This is a genomic window from Pseudomonas neuropathica (genome assembly GCF_051174785.1).
GTDB classification, from domain to species: Bacteria; Pseudomonadota; Gammaproteobacteria; order Pseudomonadales; family Pseudomonadaceae; genus Aquipseudomonas; species Aquipseudomonas neuropathica_A.
The window spans coordinates 3,431,405-3,451,065 of the sequence record NZ_CP195111.1 but is presented as its reverse complement, the minus strand read 5'-3'; the positions used below and the strand labels follow the sequence as shown (position 1 = coordinate 3,451,065).

20 protein-coding genes are annotated in these 19,661 nt (G+C 60.1%); 9 read left to right on the top strand and 11 right to left on the bottom strand.

What is annotated here, in order from left to right; all coding sequences use genetic code 11:
- Window position 1: 1 nt before the first annotated feature.
- Window positions 2-889: a cytochrome c oxidase subunit 3 gene (locus ACRRSD_RS15775; RefSeq protein WP_401167632.1), complete on the top strand. Its 888-nt coding sequence runs from the start codon at window positions 2-4 to the stop codon at window positions 887-889.
- A 9-nt stretch (window positions 890-898) separates the two neighbouring features.
- Here the strand turns inward: ACRRSD_RS15775 and ACRRSD_RS15770 are convergent, their stop codons facing one another.
- Window positions 899-1,102 (bottom strand): twin transmembrane helix small protein, encoded by a 204-nt coding sequence (locus ACRRSD_RS15770; RefSeq protein ID WP_127925322.1) that lies wholly within the window; start codon window positions 1,100-1,102, stop codon window positions 899-901.
- A 71-nt stretch (window positions 1,103-1,173) separates the two neighbouring features.
- Here ACRRSD_RS15770 and ACRRSD_RS15765 point away from each other — a divergent pair, with 71 nt between their 5' ends.
- The 5 genes from ACRRSD_RS15765 to ACRRSD_RS15745 are packed head-to-tail and all read left to right on the top strand — an operon-like array spanning window position 1,174 to window position 5,082.
- Window positions 1,174-1,914: an SURF1 family protein gene (locus ACRRSD_RS15765; RefSeq protein WP_435034225.1), complete on the top strand. Its 741-nt coding sequence runs from the start codon at window positions 1,174-1,176 to the stop codon at window positions 1,912-1,914.
- On the top strand, window positions 1,880-2,473 hold the full coding sequence (locus ACRRSD_RS15760) for a hypothetical protein (protein ID WP_435034224.1): 594 nt from the start codon (window positions 1,880-1,882) through the stop codon (window positions 2,471-2,473). The genes ACRRSD_RS15765 and ACRRSD_RS15760 overlap by 35 nt, the downstream gene beginning before the upstream one ends.
- Before the next feature lie 10 nt (window positions 2,474-2,483).
- Window positions 2,484-3,563 carry a COX15/CtaA family protein gene (locus ACRRSD_RS15755; protein ID WP_435034223.1) on the top strand — a complete coding sequence of 360 codons (1,080 nt, stop codon included), beginning with the start codon at window positions 2,484-2,486 and terminating at the stop codon, window positions 3,561-3,563.
- A complete protein-coding gene (gene cyoE / locus ACRRSD_RS15750) occupies window positions 3,551-4,450 on the top strand; it encodes a heme o synthase (protein ID WP_077575206.1) in 900 nt (299 codons plus the stop codon). Before ACRRSD_RS15755 ends, cyoE begins: the two co-directional genes overlap by 13 nt.
- Window positions 4,447-5,082 (top strand): SCO family protein, encoded by a 636-nt coding sequence (locus ACRRSD_RS15745; protein ID WP_007911741.1) that lies wholly within the window; start codon window positions 4,447-4,449, stop codon window positions 5,080-5,082. Before cyoE ends, ACRRSD_RS15745 begins: the two co-directional genes overlap by 4 nt.
- 325 nt (window positions 5,083-5,407) lie before the next feature.
- Here the strand turns inward: ACRRSD_RS15745 and ACRRSD_RS15740 are convergent, their stop codons facing one another.
- The 3 genes from ACRRSD_RS15740 to ACRRSD_RS15730 all read right to left on the bottom strand — a co-directional run bounded on the left by ACRRSD_RS15740 (window position 5,408) and on the right by ACRRSD_RS15730 (window position 7,936).
- Entirely contained in the window at window positions 5,408-6,178 is a 771-nt protein-coding gene (locus ACRRSD_RS15740) for a MetQ/NlpA family ABC transporter substrate-binding protein (RefSeq protein ID WP_435034222.1), read from the bottom strand.
- Between the two features lie 76 nt (window positions 6,179-6,254).
- Window positions 6,255-6,929 carry a methionine ABC transporter permease gene (locus tag ACRRSD_RS15735; RefSeq protein ID WP_016986455.1) on the bottom strand — a complete coding sequence of 225 codons (675 nt, stop codon included), beginning with the start codon at window positions 6,927-6,929 and terminating at the stop codon, window positions 6,255-6,257.
- Window positions 6,929-7,936: a methionine ABC transporter ATP-binding protein gene (locus ACRRSD_RS15730; RefSeq protein WP_435034221.1), complete on the bottom strand. Its 1,008-nt coding sequence runs from the start codon at window positions 7,934-7,936 to the stop codon at window positions 6,929-6,931. The genes ACRRSD_RS15735 and ACRRSD_RS15730 overlap by 1 nt, the downstream gene beginning before the upstream one ends.
- A gap of 260 nt (window positions 7,937-8,196) precedes the next feature.
- On the opposite strand from ACRRSD_RS15730, the gene katE reads away from it, so the two are divergent.
- Window positions 8,197-10,338, top strand: a complete 2,142-nt coding sequence (gene katE / locus ACRRSD_RS15725; RefSeq protein WP_435038509.1) for a catalase HPII — start codon at window positions 8,197-8,199, stop codon at window positions 10,336-10,338.
- 104 nt (window positions 10,339-10,442) lie between these two features.
- Here katE and ACRRSD_RS15720 read toward each other — a convergent pair whose 3' ends face one another.
- From ACRRSD_RS15720 to ACRRSD_RS15705, 4 genes are read right to left on the bottom strand one after another with little or no spacing between them, the layout of a single operon-like run.
- Complete coding sequence (locus tag ACRRSD_RS15720; protein WP_435034220.1) at window positions 10,443-11,156, bottom strand: PA5502 family lipoprotein; 714 nt, start codon at window positions 11,154-11,156, stop codon at window positions 10,443-10,445.
- A 37-nt stretch (window positions 11,157-11,193) separates the two neighbouring features.
- Window positions 11,194-11,982, bottom strand: a complete 789-nt coding sequence (gene znuB, locus ACRRSD_RS15715) for a zinc ABC transporter permease subunit ZnuB (RefSeq protein ID WP_007911758.1) — start codon at window positions 11,980-11,982, stop codon at window positions 11,194-11,196.
- Window positions 11,975-12,760, bottom strand: coding sequence for a zinc ABC transporter ATP-binding protein ZnuC (gene znuC, locus ACRRSD_RS15710; protein WP_007911759.1), 786 nt, complete (start codon window positions 12,758-12,760; stop codon window positions 11,975-11,977). Before znuC ends, znuB begins: the two co-directional genes overlap by 8 nt.
- Window positions 12,760-13,242, bottom strand: a complete 483-nt coding sequence (locus ACRRSD_RS15705; protein WP_007911760.1) for a Fur family transcriptional regulator — start codon at window positions 13,240-13,242, stop codon at window positions 12,760-12,762. The genes znuC and ACRRSD_RS15705 overlap by 1 nt, the downstream gene beginning before the upstream one ends.
- A gap of 66 nt (window positions 13,243-13,308) precedes the next feature.
- Here ACRRSD_RS15705 and ACRRSD_RS15700 point away from each other — a divergent pair, with 66 nt between their 5' ends.
- Window positions 13,309-14,229, top strand: coding sequence for a zinc ABC transporter substrate-binding protein ZnuA (locus tag ACRRSD_RS15700; RefSeq protein ID WP_095113240.1), 921 nt, complete (start codon window positions 13,309-13,311; stop codon window positions 14,227-14,229).
- 91 nt (window positions 14,230-14,320) lie between these two features.
- On the opposite strand, the gene ACRRSD_RS15695 is transcribed toward ACRRSD_RS15700, so the two are convergent.
- Both ACRRSD_RS15695 and ACRRSD_RS15690 read right to left on the bottom strand, forming a co-directional pair.
- Complete coding sequence (locus tag ACRRSD_RS15695) at window positions 14,321-15,274, bottom strand: homoserine kinase (RefSeq protein ID WP_435034219.1); 954 nt, start codon at window positions 15,272-15,274, stop codon at window positions 14,321-14,323.
- Window positions 15,275-15,328: 54 nt separating this feature from the next.
- A complete protein-coding gene (locus ACRRSD_RS15690) occupies window positions 15,329-15,619 on the bottom strand; it encodes a DUF2782 domain-containing protein (RefSeq protein ID WP_064389732.1) in 291 nt (96 codons plus the stop codon).
- A 74-nt stretch (window positions 15,620-15,693) separates the two neighbouring features.
- On the opposite strand from ACRRSD_RS15690, the gene polA reads away from it, so the two are divergent.
- Window positions 15,694-18,498: a DNA polymerase I gene (gene polA / locus ACRRSD_RS15685; RefSeq protein ID WP_435034218.1), complete on the top strand. Its 2,805-nt coding sequence runs from the start codon at window positions 15,694-15,696 to the stop codon at window positions 18,496-18,498.
- A gap of 410 nt (window positions 18,499-18,908) precedes the next feature.
- On the opposite strand, the gene yihA is transcribed toward polA, so the two are convergent.
- Window positions 18,909-19,550: a ribosome biogenesis GTP-binding protein YihA/YsxC gene (yihA, locus tag ACRRSD_RS15680; RefSeq protein ID WP_007911767.1), complete on the bottom strand. Its 642-nt coding sequence runs from the start codon at window positions 19,548-19,550 to the stop codon at window positions 18,909-18,911.
- Between the last annotated feature and the right edge of the window lie 111 nt (window positions 19,551-19,661).

The window sequence follows — 19,661 nt, the reverse complement described above, 5'->3', positions numbered from 1 at the left end:
AATGGCAACTCATGAGCATTATTTCGTTCCGGCCCAAAGCAAGTGGCCGATCATTGCCACGGTCGGGATGCTCGTCACCGTGTACGGCCTGGCCACCTGGTTCAACGATCTGAAGGCCGCGCGCCCGGAATCCCACGGCCCGCTGATCTTTTTCGTCGGTGGCCTGCTGGTGGCGTACATGCTGTTCGGCTGGTTCGGCACGGTGATCAAGGAAAGCCGCGCGGGACTTTACAGCGCACAGCTGGATCGCTCGTTCCGCTGGGGCATGAGTTGGTTCATCTTCTCCGAGGTGATGTTCTTCGTCGCCTTCTTCGGTGCGCTGTTTTACGTACGGCACATCTCCGGTCCGGCGCTCGGCGGTGAAGGGCCGAAAGGCATCGCCCATATGCTCTGGCCGAACTTCCAGTTCACCTGGCCGCTGCTGCACACGCCGGATCCGAAACTGTTCCCGCCGCCGAAAGAAGTCATCAGCCCGTGGGGCCTGCCGCTGATCAACACGATCTTGCTGGTCAGTTCCAGCGTGACCATCACCATTGCCCACCATGCCTTGAAGAAGGGCCATCGCGGCGCGCTGAAAATCTGGCTGGCGATCACCGTGTTGCTGGGCTGCGCGTTTCTCGGTTTCCAGGCTGAGGAATACATTCACGCTTACCACGAACTGGGGCTGACCCTCGGTTCGGGCATTTATGGCGCGACGTTCTTCATGCTCACCGGATTCCACGGCGCCCACGTGACCATCGGCACGATCATTCTGTTCGTGATGCTGATGCGCATCATGAAGGGCCACTTCGATAACGAGCACCAGTTCGGCTTCGAAGCGGCAAGCTGGTATTGGCACTTCGTCGACGTGGTGTGGATCGGCCTGTTTATCTTCGTTTACGTACTCTGAGGATCAGCATTACCAAGGCGCATGCGACACCAGTTGGCCGCTGTAAAAACCCCAGGCGATCAAGCCGACGGTGACGGCGGCCAATGCCACCCGAACACTCAAGGCGATGACCAGGCGATTCGAGCTGCTGTCGTCCTTGACCAGGAAAAACAGGCCGCTGAACAGGCTGATCACCGTGGCAATCAGCATCAGGACGATCGCTGTTTTGAGCATGGGAAGAACTCCGGGGGACAGGCGATGCAGTTGAGTATAGCGAGCGCAAAGACTGACTTTGTGGCGCAGCCATGAAGCGCTTTCGTCCGGGCGTTATACCGACCGTAGCGGTGGCGTTGTTGCTGCCGCTGCTGGTGTCTTTAGGCTTCTGGCAATTGAGCCGTGGCGCCGAGAAAACCGCCCTGCTCGCCAGCTACGCCGAACGCCGCGCGGCCGAACCGATGGCTAGCACTGAGTTGCTGAGCAGCGCCGATCCGGCTTATCGCCGTGTGCATCTGCACGGCCTGTTCGATGCCGCACACAGCTTGCTGCTGGATAACCGCCAGCGAAACGGCAAGGTCGGCGTCGAGTTGCTGCAACCGTTTCAGGATCAACGCAGCGGTTTGTGGCTGCTGGTCAATCGCGGCTGGTTGCCGTGGCCGGATCGCCGCGTGCCGCCGCAATTCACCACGCCCACTGATGCGTTGAATGTCGATGCCTGGGTCTACGTCGCACCCGGCGCGACTTTCCAGTTGCACGCCGATCCGGTCAGCAACAGCTGGCCGCAAACCGTCACCACCGTCGAGCCGGCCAAGCTGTGGCAAACCCTTGAGCGCGACGGCTTCGCCTACGAATTACGCGCCGAACCCGGCCCGGCCAGCTACGAGGTCGATTGGCCGGTGGTCGCCATGGGCCCGGAAAAACACCTCGGTTACGCCGTGCAGTGGTTCGCCATGGCCACCGCCCTGCTCGGCCTCTACATCTACTTGGGCCTGCACAACGCAAAGGAGAAACACCATGGGAACGGCCATGAATCCACCCAGCATGTCTGAGGCGAAACCCGCCGCCAGCCGCCGTCGCGGGCGCATTCAGTTGTTGCTGATCGTGCTTGGCGTGGTCGGCCCGATGCTGCTCGCCACCGGTATGTACAAATTGCAGTTCTGGGTGCCGGAAGGTCGCAGCTATCACGGCGAACTGATCGGCAACGGCCAGACCCGCGCCGATCTCGGCGTGCAGGCCGATGAAGAACGCTGGCAGATGCTGGTCACCGCGCCGAAAGATTGCGCGGTGGATTGCCAGCAACTGGTGTATCTGGCGCGGCAGATCCAGATCGGCCTCGGCCGCGAAGCCGGGCGCGCTAGCCATGCCCTCGCCGTGGCGCAACCGGTGAGCGCCGATTACGAGGCCAAGCTGACCCGTGAATATCCACAGCTGCAACGCTATCCGCTGGACGCCACCACGTTCAGCAAAACCACGGGCGACAAAGCCACGCCGCAACTGTGGATCATCGACCCGCACGGCAACCTCGTGCTGCGCTACGAGCCGAATGTGAAAGGCAAGGATCTGCTCAACGACCTGCGTCATCTGCTGAAACTGTCGAACATCGGATAAGGGCATCGTCATGGCCAAACCTGGATTTCGCCTCGCGCTGTTTGCCACCCTGCTGGCACTGATTGTGGTGCTGCTCGGCGCCTATACGCGCCTGACCCACGCCGGCCTCGGCTGTCCGGACTGGCCAGGCTGCTATGGGTTTATCAGCGTGCCGAAAAGCGAAGCGCAACTGGCCCATGCCGAACTGCATTACCCCGACTCGCCGGTGGAGGCGCACAAGGGCTGGAACGAAATGATCCACCGCTACTCCGCCGGCACCCTCGGCCTGCTCATTTCGGTTCTGGCCGGGCGCGCGTGGGTCAATCGGCGTCATCCGGGGCAGCCGTTGAAGCTGCCGCTGTTTTTGCTGGCGGTGGTGTTTGCGCAAGCGGCGTTCGGCATGTGGACAGTGACGCTCAAGCTCTGGCCGCAGGTGGTCACCGGGCATTTGCTCGGCGGCTTTGCGACGCTGAGCCTGTTGTTTTTGCTGACGTTGCGATTGTCCGGCGTGCTGCCGGCGCTGACCGTGCCCAAGCGTTTGCAATATTGGGCGACGGCGGGATTGTTGTTGGTGATCGGCCAGATCGCTCTGGGCGGCTGGGTCAGTTCCAACTACGCGGCGGTGGCCTGCATCGACTTCCCCACTTGCCACGGGCAATGGCTGCCACCAGCGGATTTCGCCAACGGTTTTCACCTGACCCAACACATCGGCCCGAATTATCTGGGCGGCCAACTCGACAGCGATGCGCGCACAGCGATTCACCTGACCCACCGTATCGGCGCTCTGCTGGTGACGCTGGTTCTGCTCGGTCTGGCCTGGCAATTGAAAGTGGTCGGCATGACACGGCTGGCCGGTCTGGTGCTGATCGCCCTCGCCGCACAGATCAGCCTCGGCATCAGCAACGTGCTGTTCCATCTGCCGTTGCCGGTGGCGGTTGCGCATAACGCCGGCGGTGCGGCGCTGTTGCTGACCATGGTGCTGGTCAATTACCACGCGCGCACCAGTCTGGTCCGGGTCAAACAACCGGTGCTCGCACGCTGGCGTCTGATCCCGCGTAAACACGCGGCCGCGCCCATCACCATAAAAGGAGAAACGCCGTGGCGATTCTGATTGGCGAACGCCCGCATCAGGCGATCTGGCGAGATTATCTGGAACTGACCAAACCGAAAGTCGTGGTGCTGATGCTGATCACTTCGCTGGTCGGCATGTTCCTCGCAACTCGCGCCGGGGTGCCGTGGACGGTGCTGGTGTTCGGCAATCTGGGGATTGCGTTGTGTGCCGGCGGCGCAGCGGCGGTCAACCATGTGGTGGATCGGCGCATCGATGCGGTGATGGCGCGCACGCACAAACGGCCATTGGCCGAGGGCCGGGTTTCACCGGCGGCAGCGCTGACGTTTGCACTGGTGCTGGCGCTGCTTGGTCAGGCCTTGTTGCTGACCTTCACCAATCCGCTGACCGCTTGGCTGACCCTGGCCTCGCTGCTCGGTTATGCGGTGATCTACACCGGTTTCCTCAAACGTGCGACGCCACAGAACATTGTCATCGGTGGCCTCGCTGGCGCCGCCCCGCCACTGCTCGGCTGGACAGCTGCCACCGGCCACGTCAGCGCCGAACCGTTGCTGCTGGTGCTGATCATCTTCGCCTGGACCCCGCCGCACTTCTGGGCACTGGCGATCCATCGCAAAGAGGAATACGCCAAGGCTGACATCCCGATGCTGCCGGTCACCCACGGCGAGCACTACACCAAAGTGCATATTCTGCTCTACACCTTCGCGCTGCTGGCGGTGAGTCTGCTGCCGTACGTGATCCACATGAGCGGCATGCTCTACCTGATTTGCGCGCTCGCTCTCGGCGCAAGGTTTCTGCAATGGGCCGTGGTGCTGTACCGTGGCACTCGGCCGCACGCGGCGATCAACACCTTCAAGTACTCTATTTGGTACTTGTTCCTGTTGTTCATCGCCCTGCTCGTAGACCACTACTTACTGTTGAACCTATGACTCGAACCCAGAAAACCGTCTTCATCCTCGTCGCCGTGATCGCGCTGATCCTCGGCCTGACCGTCAACAAAGTGCTGAGCGGCAAGGGCCAGGGCGACCCGACTGCGCTGATCGACGCCGGCATTATTCTGCTGCCGCAGAGCCGCAACCTGCCGGACGTGACGATGACCGATCAGGACGGCAAACCGGTGGCGATCAACGAGCTCAAAGGTAAGTGGAGTCTACTGTTCTTCGGCTACACCTTCTGCCCGGACATCTGCCCGACCACCCTCGCCCAGTTGCGGCAAATCAAGAGTGAACTGCCGAAAGACGCTGTGGACAAGTTGCAGATCGTGCTGGTCAGCGTTGACCCGAACCGCGATAACCCGAAGCAGTTGAAGCAGTACCTGGGCTACTTTGATCCGCAGTTTGTCGGCCTGACGCCGACTTCGATTGAAGAGCTGCAGAAGGTCGCGAACGCGGTGAGTATTCCGTTTATTCCGGCGGATACCAGCAAGCCGAATTACACGGTGGATCACAGCGGGAATCTGGCGGTGATCGGGCCGGACGGGACGCAGCGGGGGTTTATTCGGGCGCCGTTGAATAACGCCAAACTGGTCGCGCAGCTGCCGGTGATGCTCAATCGCAAGTGACGGGTCAAAAGCCAAGAGCCCCTCACCCTAACCCTCTCCCGGAGGGAGAGGGGACTGAATGGGGGATGGTGAAGAAATACGCCGACTTGTAAGCGCTGTATTGAATCCATAATCGCCAGGATCGCTCAGGTCGTTGTGCTGTGCCGAACCCATAATCGACTCGATCTTTCAGGTCGATGCATAGCGCCAGACACCTCGGTCGGCCCCCTCTCCCTCTGGGAGAGGGCTGGGGTGAGGGGAAGCTTCACAGCAGGTCCAAAGCCAGACACCAGACACAAAAAAGGGGACGCACATGGCGTCCCCTTTTTCATTGCAGCAATCTAAATCAGAACGCCGGCAGCACCGCACCTTTGTACTTCTCGGTAATGAATTTCTTCACTTCCGGGCTGTGCAGCGCAGCAGCGAGTTTCTTCATCGCATCGCTGTCCTTGTTGTCCGCGCGGGACACGAGGATGTTCACGTACGGCGAATCATTGCCTTCGATCACCAGCGCATCCTTGGACGGATCGAGCTTGGCTTCCAGCGCGTAGTTGGTGTTGATCAGCGCCAGATCGACCTGGGTCAGCACGCGCGGGATGGTCGCGGCTTCCAGTTCGCGGATTTTCAGGTCTTTCGGGTTGGTCGCGATGTCTTTGACGGTCGACAGGATGTTGGTCGGGTCCTTCAGGGTGATCACGCCAGCCTTGGCCAGCAGCAACAGCGCACGGCCGCCGTTGGTGGCGTCGTTCGGAATTACCACGTTGGCACCGCTTGGCAGATCCTTCAGATCCTTGAGCTTGCTCGAGTAAGCGCCCAGCGGCTCCAGGTGCACGCCGGTAACGGCGACCAGGTTAGTACCCTTGGCCTTGTTGAACTCATCGAGGTACGGCTGGTGCTGGAAGAAGTTGGCGTCCAGGCGCTTTTCCGCGACCTGTACGTTCGGCTGAATGTAGTCGGTGAAGACCTTGACCTTCAGATCCACACCTTCTTTGGCCAGGGCCGGCTTCACGAACTCGAGGATTTCCGCGTGCGGCACCGGGGTGGCGGCAACGGTCAGGGTTTCGGCGTGGGCCGAGAATGCTGCAACGGCAGCAAAAGCAGCGATCAGTTTTTTCATTCAGCTAACTCCTTATGAGGCGCCCGTCTGGCGCCTGCCAGCGAATGGCCGGCTCATCTGTTCAATACAAAACCGCTTATTTGCGCGAGAAATGCACGACCAAACGGTCGCCCACCATTTGCAACACTTGCACCAGAATCAGCAGCAACACCACGGTGACGATCATCACGTCAGTCTGGAAACGCTGGTAACCGAAACGGATCGCCAGGTCGCCCAGACCACCGGCGCCAACCACACCGGCCATTGCCGTGTAGGACACCAGTGTAATCGCCGTCACCGTAATCGCCGCGAAGATGCCCGGACGGGCTTCCGGCAACAAGGCGTTCATGATGATCTGCCGCGTGGTCGCGCCCATCGACTGGGTCGCTTCGATGATGCCGCGATCGACTTCACGCAGCGCGGTTTCCACCAGACGCGCGAAGAACGGTGTCGCACCGACCACCAACGGCGGAATCGCACCGGCCACGCCCAGCGACGTGCCGGTGATCAGCACGGTGAACGGGATCATCACGATCAACAGAATGATGAAAGGCAACGAACGCAGGATGTTCACCGCCAGCGACATGAACGCGTAGAGGCCACGGTTTTCCAGCAACTGACGCGGGCTGCAAAGGAACAGCAACACGCCCAGCGGCAGGCCGAGCAACACGGTGAACAGCAGCGAACCGCCGAGCATCAGCATCGTGTCGCCGGTGGCCAGCCAGATTTCGTACCAGTCGATATTGGTGAAGAAACTGATCAGGTCTTCCATTAGCGCAATACCTCCATGTGAACGTCAGCGGCGGTGAAGCGGGCGAACGCCGCTTCCATGTCGCCACCGGTGACGGCGAGGGTCAATTGCCCGTAAGGAATGTCTTTGATGCGGTCGATGCGACCCGCAAGGATGCTGTAGTCGACGCCGGTTTCCCGGGCGACGGTACCGAGCAGCGGCGCGTAGGTCGCTTCGCCCTGGAAGGTCAGACGCACGATGCGCCCCGGCACGTGAGCGAAGTCATCGCGCTGCTCGCTCTCGTCGATCTGCTCGCTTTCCTGCACAAAACGCTTGGTGGTCGGGTGCTGCGGATGCAGGAACACATCGGCTACCGAACCTTGCTCGACGATTACGCCCGCGTCCATCACTGCCACCTGGTCGCAGACGCGACGGATCACATCCATCTCGTGGGTGATCAGGACGATGGTCAGTTTCAGTTCGCGGTTGATTTCGGCCAGCAATTGCAGGACCGACGCGGTGGTCTGTGGGTCGAGGGCACTGGTGGCCTCGTCGCACAGCAGAATCTTCGGCTTGGTTGCCAAGGCGCGGGCGATGCCGACGCGCTGTTTCTGACCGCCGGACAATTGCGCCGGGTACTTTTTCGCGTGGTCGGACAGCCCGACCCGCGCCAGCAACTCGGCGACACGCTGGTCGATCTCGCTGCCCGACAGTTCGCCGGCCAGGGTCAGCGGCAACGCAACGTTGTCGGCTACGGTCTTGGAGGCGAGCAGGTTGAAGTGCTGGAAGATCATCCCGACTTGCTGGCGGAAACGGCGCAGGCCGTTGGCGTCCAGCGCGGTGACTTCTTCGCCGTCGACGATGATCTTGCCGCCACTGGAGTTCTCCAGGCGATTGATCAGACGCAGCAGGGTACTTTTGCCCGCGCCGGAATGACCGATCAGGCCGAACACCTGCCCGTTCTCGATGGCGAGACTGGTCGGGTGCAGCGCGGGAATATCCTTACCGGCGACGCGGTAAGTCTTATGGACGTTTTGAAACTCGATCACGTAGCGAACCTTGTGGGGCGCGTTAGAAAAGGATCAGCGGTTAGCCGGGCGCGCATTTTAGCCTGTCCGTATAGAGGTTCTTAGCATTTATTTCGCAATTAACCTTCGATTTGGCAATAACAAGATCAAAGGTCATAAAAAAGGAACGTCCAAAGCAGCCCATCAGTCATTAAGTAAGCGACTTGAAAACCCTGGGTGCCGTGCCCGGGAACCACTCAAGAGTCCCCGGCCAGCATCGGGGTCAACCGAGGAGTTTACGACTGATGAGCAAGAAGCCTACGTCCGACAAAAGCCAGATGGCCGGAACCGATGCCCCGGATCGCGCCAACACCAATACCAAACTCGACAGCCTGGAGAAGTTTCGCTCCGACGCCACCGGCCAGGCCCTGCGCACCAATCAGGGCGTGAAGATCGCCGACAACCAGAACACCTTAAAGGCTGGCCCGCGTGGGCCGTCACTGCTTGAAGACTTCATCATGCGGGAAAAGATCACGCATTTTGACCATGAACGCATTCCCGAGCGCATCGTTCACGCGCGCGGCACTGGCGCGCATGGCTTCTTTCAAGCCTACGAGAACCATTCGACGCTGACCAAGGCCGGTTTCCTACAGGATCCGGGGAAAAAGACGCCGGTGTTCGTGCGCTTTTCCACGGTGCAGGGCCCACGCGGCTCCGGCGACACCGTGCGTGACGTACGCGGCTTCGCGGTGAAGTTCTTCACCGATGAAGGCAACTTCGATCTGGTCGGCAACAACATGCCGGTGTTTTTCATTCAGGACGCGATCAAGTTTCCCGACTTCGTCCACGCGGTGAAACCCGAGCCGCATAACGAAATCCCTACCGGTGGCTCGGCGCACGATACGTTCTGGGACTTTGTGTCCTTGGTGCCGGAATCAGCGCACATGGTCATCTGGGCGATGTCCGACCGGGCGATCCCGAAAAGCCTGCGCAGCATGCAGGGCTTCGGCGTGCACACCTTCCGGCTGATCAACGCCGAAGGTAAATCGCGCTTCGTCAAATTCCATTGGCGCCCTACCGCAGGCACTTGTTCGCTGGTGTGGGACGAGGCGCAGAAGCTGGCCGGTAAAGACACCGACTACCACCGTCGCGACCTCTGGGAAGCGATCGAGATGGGCGACTACCCGGAATGGGAACTCGGCGTACAGATCATCGAGGAGGAAAACGAGCACGACTTCGATTTCGATATCCTCGACCCGACCAAGCTGATCCCCGAAGAAATCGTGCCGATCACGCCGCTGGGCAAGATGACGCTGAACCGCAACCCGGACAACTTTTTTGCCGAGACCGAGCAGGTCGCGTTCTGCCCTGGCCACATCGTGCCGGGCATCGACTTCTCCAACGACCCGTTGCTGCAAGGTCGGCTGTTTTCCTACACCGATACGCAAATCAGCCGACTCGGTGGACCGAACTTTCATGAGTTGCCGATCAACCGCCCGGTGGCGCCGTTCCACAACGGCCAGCGCGATGCGCAACACCGTACGGTGATCGACAAGGGCCGCGCCTCCTATGAGCCGAACTCGATTGATAGCGGCTGGCCGAAAGAAACCCCGCCGGCCGCGCAGGACGGTGGTTTCGAGAGTTATCCAGAACGAATCGATGCCAACAAGATCCGCCAGCGCAGTGAGTCGTTCAGCGACCACTTCTCCCAGGCGACGCTATTCTTCAACAGCATGAGCGATCACGAGAAGGAGCACATCATTGCCGCTTACAGCTTCGAGCTGGGCAAGGTGGAGCGTGAGTTCATCCGTGCGCGGGAAGTGAACGAGATTCTGGCTAATATCGATCTGGAACTGGCCAAGCGTGTGGCGGCTAATCTGGGTCTGCCGGCACCAAGCAAAGGCACGGTCGAGGTTCGTAAAACCTCCTTCGATCATTCGCCGTCATTGAGCCAGGCAAACCTGTTGCCGGAAAACATCAAGACGCGAAAAGTGGCGATTCTTGCGGCAAACGGCGTCGATGGTGCAGCGATTGATGCGATCAAGAAGGCATTGGCGGCTGAGGGTGCGCATGCCAAGTTGCTCGGCCCGACTTCGGCACCAGTGAAGACCGCTGACGGCAAAAGCCTGCCGGTGGATGCGTCCATGGAAGGCATGCCGTCGGTGATTTTCGATGCGGTGTTTGTGCCGGGTGGCGCGGCGTCTGTCAAGGCGTTGAGCGGCGACGGTGTGGCATTGCATTACCTGCTGGAGGCGTATAAGCATTTGAAGGCGATTGCGCTGCACGGTGAGGCCAAGCAGTTGCAGGATTTGCTGAAGCTGGAAGCGGATGCCGGATTGCTGCAGGGCAAGGATGTGCCGTCGTTGACCAAACCGTTCTTTGCGGCGATCGGGCAGCATCGGGTTTGGGAGCGGGAGCCTAAGGCGAAAGCCATTCCAGCTTAAAATCTTCGGTAATAGAAAGACCGCTTTCGCGAGCAGGCTCGTTCCCACATTGGCTCTGTGCAGTTCACAAATCCAGTGTGGGAGCGAGCTTGCTCGCGAAGCTTTTAAGGTTTACGCGGACTCAAGACCATCTGTGCCGGTACGGTGCGTACGGTCTGCTTCACAATCTTCAGATCAAAATCCGGATTCAATTTCTTGACCCGTTTGGTCAGCAACGTCGCCAGCCAAGGATAGTCATTGGTGCGCGGCGCCTGAATGGTCACCCCACACTCATAATTCACCACATCGGCGGCGATCGCATCCAGTTGGCGGCGAAGTTTGCGGCTATCGGTGATGTTCAGGGCCACCGTAGTGCTCTCGGCGGTCGGATCGATCACCTTGGCTTTCGGCTTGGCTTCGGCTGCCAACAGCGCCGCTTCAGCCTTTTCCAGTTCAGCCTTGCGCGCCTCGGTAATGGCGCCATTGACACCACCGGTCAGAGCCGGGGCTTTCGGCATCAACACGCGGGCACGGCTTAACGCCGTAGCGGCGGCATTCACATCACCCTTCTGCAGCACGATCTGGCTGCGACGCAGATACGCTTCGGCCAGTTGCCGCTGGTATTGCTCAAGGGATTGGTCGCTTGGCGTTTCTTTCTGCAAAGCGGCCAACTGATCTTCGGCAGTGGCCAATTCGCTGCTGGCCAGGCTTTGTTCCAGCTGTGCGATGGCCGTAGCCCGCGCATCGGGGACTTCAGCCACCGGCGGCGTACTTTGGCAGGCGCCCAGCAGCACGGAAAATGCGACAAGGAGCAGATAACGGGAGGCGAACGGCTTCATTCCTGCGACTCTCTATTTGCGCAAAAAGCGGCCAAGTCTACACCCCGCGACGGGGCAGAACAAAACTCAGCAGAAACAGTGCGGCCGCCGTCACAACGATTGACGGCCCGGCCGGGGTGTCTTTGAACCACGACAAGGCTAGCCCGCCACACACGGCGAGCATGCCCAGCAGGCTCGCGCCCAGCGCCATCTGCTCCGGCGAGCGGGCGTGACGCTGTGCCGCAGCCGCCGGGATGATCAACAGCGAGGTAATCAGCAACACACCGACGATTTTCATCGCCACCGCGATTACCACTGCAATCAACAACATCAGCGCCATACGCAGACCTGCGACCGGCAGACCTTCGACCTTGGCCAGCTCTTCGTGCACGGTAATCGCCAGCAATGGCCGCCACAGCGTTACCAGCAATACCAGTACCGCCGCGCTGCCGCCGAGGATCCACGCCAGATCAGTCGGGCTGATCGCCAGCAGGTCGCCGAACAGATAGGCCATCAGGTCGATCCGCACTTCATGCATGAAGCTTAGTACCACCAGACCGAGAGAGAGCGTGCTCGGTGCGAGAATTCCCAAAAGCGTGTCAGACGCCAGCGGTTGACGCTGTTGCAGCGTGACTAGCAGCACCGCCAGCAGCAGGCATCCGACCGTCACTGCGACTGTCGGGCTGACATCCAGCAGAAAGCCCAACGCCACGCCGAGCAGCGCTGCGTGGGACAAGGTGTCGCCGAAATAAGCCATGCGCCGCCAGACCACAAACGATCCCAGCGGACCTGCAACAATCGCCAACGCCAGACCTGCAAGCAGGGCATACAACAGAAAATCAGCCATGCTTGCAGTTGTCTCCATGAACATGAGGTTGGCCAATAACCGGCCCTTTGACCACCGAACCGTGCAGGTCGTGAGCGTGGTCGTGATGGTGGTGATAGACCGCCAGGCTCTGCGCGTTCTTGCCGAACAGCTCGACAAATGCCGGATCGCCGCTGACCTGCTCGGGATGCCCGGAGCAGCAGACGTGACGGTTGAGGCAGACCACCTGGTCGGTGGTGCTCATCACCAGATGCAAATCGTGGGACACCATCAACACGCCGCAGCCATGGCGGTCGCGCAAGCGGGTGATCAGGCTGTACAACTCGGCCTGGCCGGCGACGTCGACGCCTTGCACCGGCTCATCGAGCACCAGCAGTTCCGGTTCGCGCAGCAACGCCCGAGCGAGCAGCACGCGCTGCATTTCACCACCGGAAACGCTTTGCACCGGGCTGTCGATAACGTGCTCGGCACCGACTTCTTTCAACGCGGCCAACGCACGCGGACGGTCAACGCCCGGCACCAGCCGCAAAAAGCGCAGCACCGAAAGTGGCAGTGTCGGATCGACGTGAAGTTTTTGCGGCATATAACCGACGCGCAGCTTCGGCTTGCGCCAGACGCTGCCGCTGTCAGGTTTCAACAGGCCAAGCACAGCACGCACCAGCGTGGTCTTGCCGGCGCCGTTAGGGCCGATCAGGGTGACGATCTGTCCCGGCTCGACGCTCAGCTCAATGTTGTCCAGCACAGCCTGCCCGGCAAACGTGACGGCGACCTGTTCCAGACGGATCAGCGCATTGCTCATCAAGCCCCCTGGCAACCGGAGCACAGGCCGACGACTTCGACGGTCTGCGCTTCGACGATGAAACCGACGTCTTTGGCGCTGTTGATGATTGCGTCGCTGATCACTTTTTGCTCAAGCTCGATGGCGGCGTGGCAATCACGGCAGATCAGGAACTGGCCCTGATGCGCGTGTTCCGGGTGCACGCAGCCGACGAAGGCGTTGAGCGAGGAGATGCGGTGCACCAGGCCGTTTTCCAGTAGAAAATCCAGCGCACGGTACACAGTTGGCGGCGCAGCGCGGCGGCCGTCCTGCTCGCTGAGCACCGCGAGAATGTCATAGGCGCCCAGTGGCTTGTGGCTCTGCCACACCAGTTCCAGCACCCGGCGGCGCAACGCGGTCAGGCGCAAGCCTTTCTGGGCGCACAAGGTATCGGCCTCGGACAGAGCGCTGTGCACGCAATGTGAGTGGTCGTGGGGACGGCTGGCAATCGGTGTAATAGGCATGGGCGGCGACGAGTTTTGATAGAGACGTTATTATGTTACCCGTTCTCGCCTCCTTGAGTGGTCATCGTGTCCCGACTTTTTTCTGTTTTTGTGGCTTTTGTCGCCAGTTTTCTGCTGATCGGTTCGGCTCAGGCCGAGGTCAAAGTCCTCACCAGCATCAAGCCGTTGCAGTTGATTGCAGCGGCCGTGCAGGACGGCGTGGCGATTCCCGAAGTGCTGCTGCCGCCGGGTGCCTCGCCACACAATTACGCCCTGCGGCCATCCGACGTACGGAAGGTGCAGTCGGTCGATCTGCTCTACTGGATCGGCCCGGACATGGAGGGTTTCCTGCCGCGCGTGTTGAATGGCCGTACGCTGCCGAGCGTCGCGGTGCAGGACTTGCCGGGGATGCATCTGCGCCGTTTCGCTGAAGACAGCCATTCCCACGCCGAAGAGGCTGACGAGCATGATCACGATCATCGTCCCGGCACGCTGGATGCGCATTTGTGGCTGTCGCCGGTGAACGCGCGGGTGATTGCCGACAAGATGGCCGCAGACCTCAGCGCCGTCGACCCGGCTAACGCCGAGCGTTATCAGAGCAATGCCAAGGCGTTTGATGAGCGTCTGGACGCGCTGGATCAGCGTTTGAAGAAGCGTCTGGCCAGTGTTGAAGGCAAGCCTTACTTCGTCTTCCACGAGGCGTTTGATTACTTTGAAGAGGCTTACGGGCTGAAGCACGCCGGCGTGTTCAGTGTGGCCGCCGAAGTGCAGCCCGGTGCGCAGCATGTTGCGGCGATGCGCAAGCGATTGCAGGAAGTGGGCAAGACTTGTGTGTTCAGTGAGCCGCCATTGCGTCCGCGTCTGGCCGAAACCCTGGTGGCGGGTTTGCCGGTGAAACTGGCTGAACTGGATGCGTTGGGCGGGTACACCCCGGCGACGGCTCAGGGCTATGAGCAGGTATTGGAGAAGCTAGGTAACGATTTGGCCGGGTGCCTGGAATCTCTGTAACCCCCGGCATCGGTGTTGCCCCCATTCGCGAGCAGGCTCGCTCCCACAGGATCACCGAAATCCTGTGGGAGCGAGCCTGCTCGCGAAGCTTTTAAAGGGCGAAAGGCAACGGTGTACTGACCTGCTGCCGCTGCGCCAAGCGCTGCTCAAACTCCCGCGGATCGTGAATCAACACGTCCTGCCCGGCAAACTGCTCCGCCGCGATCAACCGCGACAGCCAGAACCGCACACAGGCCACGCGCAACATCGTCGGCCACAACTCAGCCTCCGCCGCCGTGAATGGTCGCAGTGCCGCATAAGCGCCAAGGAATGCGCGAGCACGCGGGCCATCAATCAGACCGTCCTCGTCCGAACACCAGTCGTTCAAGGCAATCGCCACGTCATAGAGCATCGGCCCCGAGCAGGCGTTGTAGAAGTCGATCAGCCCGGTCAGGTGCGTGCCTTCGAACATCGCGTTGTCGCGAAACAGGTCGGCATGAATGTTCGCCCGGGGCAGCGCAAGAATCTTGTCTCTGCGCTCGGTGATTTCATCCAGCGCCTTTTGCAGCAGCGCGCGCGGTTCATCACTCAGGTGCGAAAGAAACTCCGTGCCCTCTTCCAGCATCCAGTCGAGGCCACGATCGGTCTTGCGCTTGATCATGCGCTCGCCTTGGGTGGCCAAGTGCAGATGCGCCTGCAACTCGCCGACCTGCGCGCAATGCTGCGCGTTGGCGACTTTTATGTGCTTGCCGGACAGGCGCGGTTGCAGCAGCGCCGGTTTGCCTTTCAGCTCACGCAGCGCCACGCCGTCGGTAGTGCGCAGTGCGTACGGCACCGGCAGATCGGCTTCGTGGAGCACGTCGAGCAAGTCGATGAAGAACGGCATCTCCTGCACCGGGCCGCGCTCAACCAGGGTCAGAACGAACTCGCCCTGCTCCAGGCTGATAAAGAAATTGGTGTTTTCGCTGCCGGCGGCGATCCCCTGGAAATCAAGCAGACGGCCAAGCCCGTAAGGGGCAAGAAAGGTTTCCAGCTCGGGCCGAGCCAGGGGAGTGAACACAGACATGTTTTAACTGCCAGTACGGGCGCCGCCAATTGCGGCGCCGGGTGAATTAAAAATCTACTTCCATTCGAAAATCTTCCACGACGGAATCAGCATATCCGGCTGATCCGAGCGGATAAAATTTGCATCCGTCCCGTCTGCACGCACCAGAAAGTACGGTGGCGCGCCCTTCGGCGTGACTTTGATCGCGTACAGGAACCCGTTTTGACGGTACTCCTGAATGGTCTTGTCGCCTTCCGTGCGAATGGTGACTTCAGGATCTCCCGACGGAGCATCATCCGCCGCCATCGCGGCCAACGGTGAGGCAGCAATCAGACCGACCAGCAGCAAGCGATTTAACGTACGCATGATAACCTTGTCCCTTTGTCGTCAACGGTCCCGCTATTCTAGCGCCGGACCCGCCGAAAAGGTTGATCCTGCTCATGAGCCAAGCCCCCCTCGTCCTGGTGGACGGTTCGTCTTACCTGTACCGCGCGTTTCACGCACTGCCACCACTGACCACCTCCAAAGGCCTGCCGACCGGTGCGGTCAAAGGCGTGTTGAACATGCTCAAGAGTCTGCGCAAGCAGTACCCGGACAGCCCGTTCGCCGTGGTGTTCGACGCCAAGGGCGGGACATTTCGCGATGAGATGTACGCCGAATACAAAGCCAATCGCCCGAGCATGCCCGACGACATGCGCGTGCAGATCGAGCCGCTGCATCAGAGCGTGATAGCTCTCGGTTTTCCGCTGCTGTGCGTGGAAGGCGTCGAGGCCGACGACGTGATCGGCACCCTGGCGCGCAGCAGCGCCGCGGCAGATCGCCCGGTGGTGATCTCCACCGGGGACAAGGACATGGCGCAACTGGTCGACGGTCACATTACCTTGGTCAACACCATGTCCGGTAGTTCGATGGACGTTGAGGGCGTTAAGGAGAAATTCGGCGTCGCTCCAGAGCAGATCATCGATTATCTGGCGCTGATGGGCGATTCGTCCGACAACATTCCGGGCGTTCCGGGCATCGGTCCGAAAACCGCTTCCGGCCTGCTGGTCGGGGTCAACGGTGGCCTCACCGAGTTGTACGCCAACCTCGACATCGTTCCGACCCTGCCGATTCGCGGCGCGAAAACCCTGCCGGCCAAGCTCGAAGAGCACAAGGAGATGGCGTTCCTCTCCTATCAACTGGCGACCATCAAGGTCGACGTGCCGCTGGACGTCGAACTCGACGATCTGCAAATGGGCGCGGAAGACCCGGCCAAGCTCTACGAGCTGTACTCGCTGCTGGAATTCAAAAGCTGGATCAATGATCTGGATCGCGACGCCAAACGTCTGGAACTGAGCGCAGCCAGCGAGCCTGCGCCGGCCGGTGACCTGTTCAGCGCGCCAGATATCGAAACTCCGGCTGCTCCGACCGAAGCCGCGTATGAGACGATCCTCGATCAGGCGCGTTTTGATGTCTGGCTGGAAAAGTTGAACAACGCCAAGCTATTCGCCTTCGACACCGAAACCACCGGCATCGACGCGCAGCAGGCGCAACTGGTCGGCCTGTCGTTCGCCGTGCAGGCCAACGAAGCCGCGTATATCCCGCTGACCCACTCCTACATCGGCGTGCCGGAACAGCTGGATCGCGACACCGTGCTGCGCGCACTCAAGCCGATTCTGGAAGACCCGAGCAAGCTCAAGGTCGGCCAGCACGCCAAGTTCGACATGAACATCCTGGCCAACTGCGCCATCGGTGGCGATCAGAGCCAAGGCATCAACGTACGTGGTGTCGCCTTCGACACGATGCTTGAGTCCTACGTGCTCAACTCCACCGCCACCCGCCATGACATGGACAGCCTCGCGCAGAAGTATCTGGATCACACCACCGTGAGCTTCCAGGACATCGCCGGCAAAGGCGCCAAGCAACTGACCTTCGACCAGATCGCGCTGGAACAGGCCGGGCCGTATGCCGCTGAAGACGCTGACATCACCCTGCGTCTGCACCAGACTTTGTTCGAAAAACTCAGCGCCATCCCGAGCCTGGCCAGCGTGCTGACCGACATCGAGATTCCGCTGGTGCCGGTTCTCGCGCGCATCGAACGCCAGGGCGCGTTCGTTGACGCTGAACTGCTGGGCATCCAGAGCATTGAGCTGGGCAACAAAATGGTTGCGCTGGAGCGCGAAGCGTTCGAAATCGCCGGGGAAGAATTCAACCTTGGCTCGCCGAAGCAATTGGGCGTGATTCTCTACGAGAAACTCGGTCTGCCGGTGCTGAAGAAAACCGCCAAGGGCCAGCCGTCCACTGCTGAAGAAGTGTTGGCGAAACTCGCCGAAGACGATCACCGTTTGCCGAAGGTGCTGATGGAGCACCGTTCGATGAGCAAGCTGAAAAGCACCTACACCGATCGCTTGCCGGAGCAGATCAATCCGCGCACCGGGCGTATCCACACCTCGTATCATCAGGCTGTGGCGTCGACCGGGCGTTTGTCCTCCAGCGATCCGAACCTGCAGAACATTCCGGTGCGTACCGCTGAAGGTCGACGCATTCGTCAGGCGTTCGTCGCGCCGAAAGGCTACAAACTGCTGGCGGCGGACTATTCGCAGATCGAGCTGCGAATCATGGCGCATCTGTCCAAGGACGAAGGCCTGATGAACGCCTTCCGCAACAATCTCGACGTGCACACCGCGACTGCTGCCGAAGTGTTCAAGGTCGAGCTCAACGAAGTGACTTCCGACCAGCGCCGTGGCGCCAAGGCGATCAACTTTGGCCTGATCTACGGCATGGGTGCGCAGAAGCTCGGCAAGGACATTGGCGTCGACACCAAGACCGCCAAGGCTTACATCGACACCTACTTCGCCCGTTATCCAGGCGTTCGCGAATACATGGATCGCACCCGCGCGCAGGCAGCGGATCAAGGTTATGTCGAGACCTTCTTCGGTCGCCGTCTGTACTTGCCGGAGATCAACTCGAACAAGCCGCAGGAACGCGCCGCCGCCGAGCGCACGGCGATCAACGCGCCGATGCAGGGCACGGCGGCCGACATCATCAAGAAAGCCATGGTGGCGGTGGATAACTGGCTGGCGACGTCCGGGCTGGACGCCAAAGTCATCCTGCAGGTACACGATGAACTGGTGCTGGAAGTTCGTGAGGATCTGGTGGAACAGATCAGTACCGAGATTCGAGTACACATGAGCGAAGCGGCGAAGCTGGATGTACCGCTGCTGGTCGAAGTGGGTGTGGGCAACAATTGGGATGAGGCTCATTGAGCCATTTGAAGACGATTTTGCCGCGACATGACGTCGCGGCAGCTGCGGAAAATCTGCTTATTTCGAAAGGCGCTTGAGATTATTCCAAAGCTTTTTGAAAAAAATCTGAACTAATCTGGAAGGACACCACTCAGAGATACTGAATGGCTGGTGAAGCCCTTCGATGCTCCTATGTTGTGTTAAGTGTTGGCAGATATCTGAACCCCGCCCTAGCGGTTCGGAACTTAAACCCCGGAATTTCTCCCTCCCCAATGAAATCCGGGGCTTTTTTTGCCCGAAAATTGGCTGTGGCACGCTCAGACTGCGTTGAAAGCACAGCTAAAAATGCTCATTTAGGTACCCTAAACTCCGCTTTTTAGCTGTGCTTTCGCCTTGCCTGAGCGCACCACAGCCAATTTTCTAATCCCTGTTTACTCGGCCGCTTCGGCGCCTTTGTCTGCCAGTTCCATCCAGCCGGCCAGTACAGTGTAGGCCTCTTCCAGGCCCATGCGTTTTGGCGCGGAGAACAGCTGAATGGTGACGAGGTCGCCCCAGCCCTTGCGAATTTCCGACTGCACTTTGAGCAGGGTGTTCTTGGCGGCGCCGTAGGTGAGCTTGTCGGCCTTGGTCAGCAGGATGTGCATCGGCATGCCAGCGGCAACGGCCCAGTCGAGCATCAGCAGGTCGAAGTCGGTCATTGGATGACGGATGTCCATCATCAGAATCAAACCCTTCAAACTCTCGCGGCCACCGAGGTACGCCTCAAGGTGACGCTGCCAGTGCATCTTCAGCGGGATCGGTACTTTTGCGTAACCGTAGCCCGGCAGGTCGACCAGACGCCGATCTTCGTCTAGCTTGAAGAAGTTCAACAGCTGTGTGCGACCCGGGGTTTTCGAGGTGCGCGCCAAGCTGGCGTGAGTCAGGGTGTTCAGTGCGCTGGATTTGCCGGCGTTGGAACGACCGGCGAACGCCACTTCGAAGCCTTCGTCGTCAGGGCATTGATCGACTTTGGCGGCACTGAGCATGAACGTGGACTGTTGGCACAGGCCGAGGATGGGATTCTTGAGTTGCATGGGATTTCCGATGTGGGCGGCGCCGGGATTGGGCGCGGAACGCGGTGTCGCTTCCGTTTCAGTGACGCCAGTATATAATGCCGCAGATTTTGTGTGTGCTTTGTCCCAGCG

Bases quoted from the DNA above. Each gene is read 5' to 3' on its own strand.
- ACRRSD_RS15770 (WP_127925322.1), bottom strand. From the start codon at position 1,102: ATGCTCAAAACAGCGATCGTCCTGATGCTGATTGCCACGGTGATCAGC.
- znuB (WP_007911758.1), bottom strand. From the start codon at position 11,982: ATGGCTGATTTTCTGTTGTATGCCCTGCTTGCAGGTCTGGCGTTGGCG.
- ACRRSD_RS15705 (WP_007911760.1), bottom strand. From the start codon at position 13,242: ATGCCTATTACACCGATTGCCAGCCGTCCCCACGACCACTCACATTGC.
- ACRRSD_RS15690 (WP_064389732.1), bottom strand. From the start codon at position 15,619: ATGCGTACGTTAAATCGCTTGCTGCTGGTCGGTCTGATTGCTGCCTCA.
- yihA (WP_007911767.1), bottom strand. From the start codon at position 19,550: ATGCAACTCAAGAATCCCATCCTCGGCCTGTGCCAACAGTCCACGTTC.
- ACRRSD_RS15740 (WP_435034222.1), bottom strand. From the start codon at position 6,178: ATGAAAAAACTGATCGCTGCTTTTGCTGCCGTTGCAGCATTCTCGGCC.
- ACRRSD_RS15760 (WP_435034224.1), top strand. From the start codon at position 1,880: ATGGGAACGGCCATGAATCCACCCAGCATGTCTGAGGCGAAACCCGCC.
- ACRRSD_RS15755 (WP_435034223.1), top strand. From the start codon at position 2,484: ATGGCCAAACCTGGATTTCGCCTCGCGCTGTTTGCCACCCTGCTGGCA.
- znuC (WP_007911759.1), bottom strand. From the start codon at position 12,760: ATGAGCAATGCGCTGATCCGTCTGGAACAGGTCGCCGTCACGTTTGCC.
- polA (WP_435034218.1), top strand. From the start codon at position 15,694: ATGAGCCAAGCCCCCCTCGTCCTGGTGGACGGTTCGTCTTACCTGTAC.
- ACRRSD_RS15765 (WP_435034225.1), top strand. From the start codon at position 1,174: ATGAAGCGCTTTCGTCCGGGCGTTATACCGACCGTAGCGGTGGCGTTG.
- ACRRSD_RS15695 (WP_435034219.1), bottom strand. From the start codon at position 15,274: ATGTCTGTGTTCACTCCCCTGGCTCGGCCCGAGCTGGAAACCTTTCTT.
- ACRRSD_RS15775 (WP_401167632.1), top strand. From the start codon at position 2: ATGGCAACTCATGAGCATTATTTCGTTCCGGCCCAAAGCAAGTGGCCG.
- ACRRSD_RS15735 (WP_016986455.1), bottom strand. From the start codon at position 6,929: ATGGAAGACCTGATCAGTTTCTTCACCAATATCGACTGGTACGAAATC.
- ACRRSD_RS15745 (WP_007911741.1), top strand. From the start codon at position 4,447: ATGACTCGAACCCAGAAAACCGTCTTCATCCTCGTCGCCGTGATCGCG.
- ACRRSD_RS15720 (WP_435034220.1), bottom strand. From the start codon at position 11,156: ATGAAGCCGTTCGCCTCCCGTTATCTGCTCCTTGTCGCATTTTCCGTG.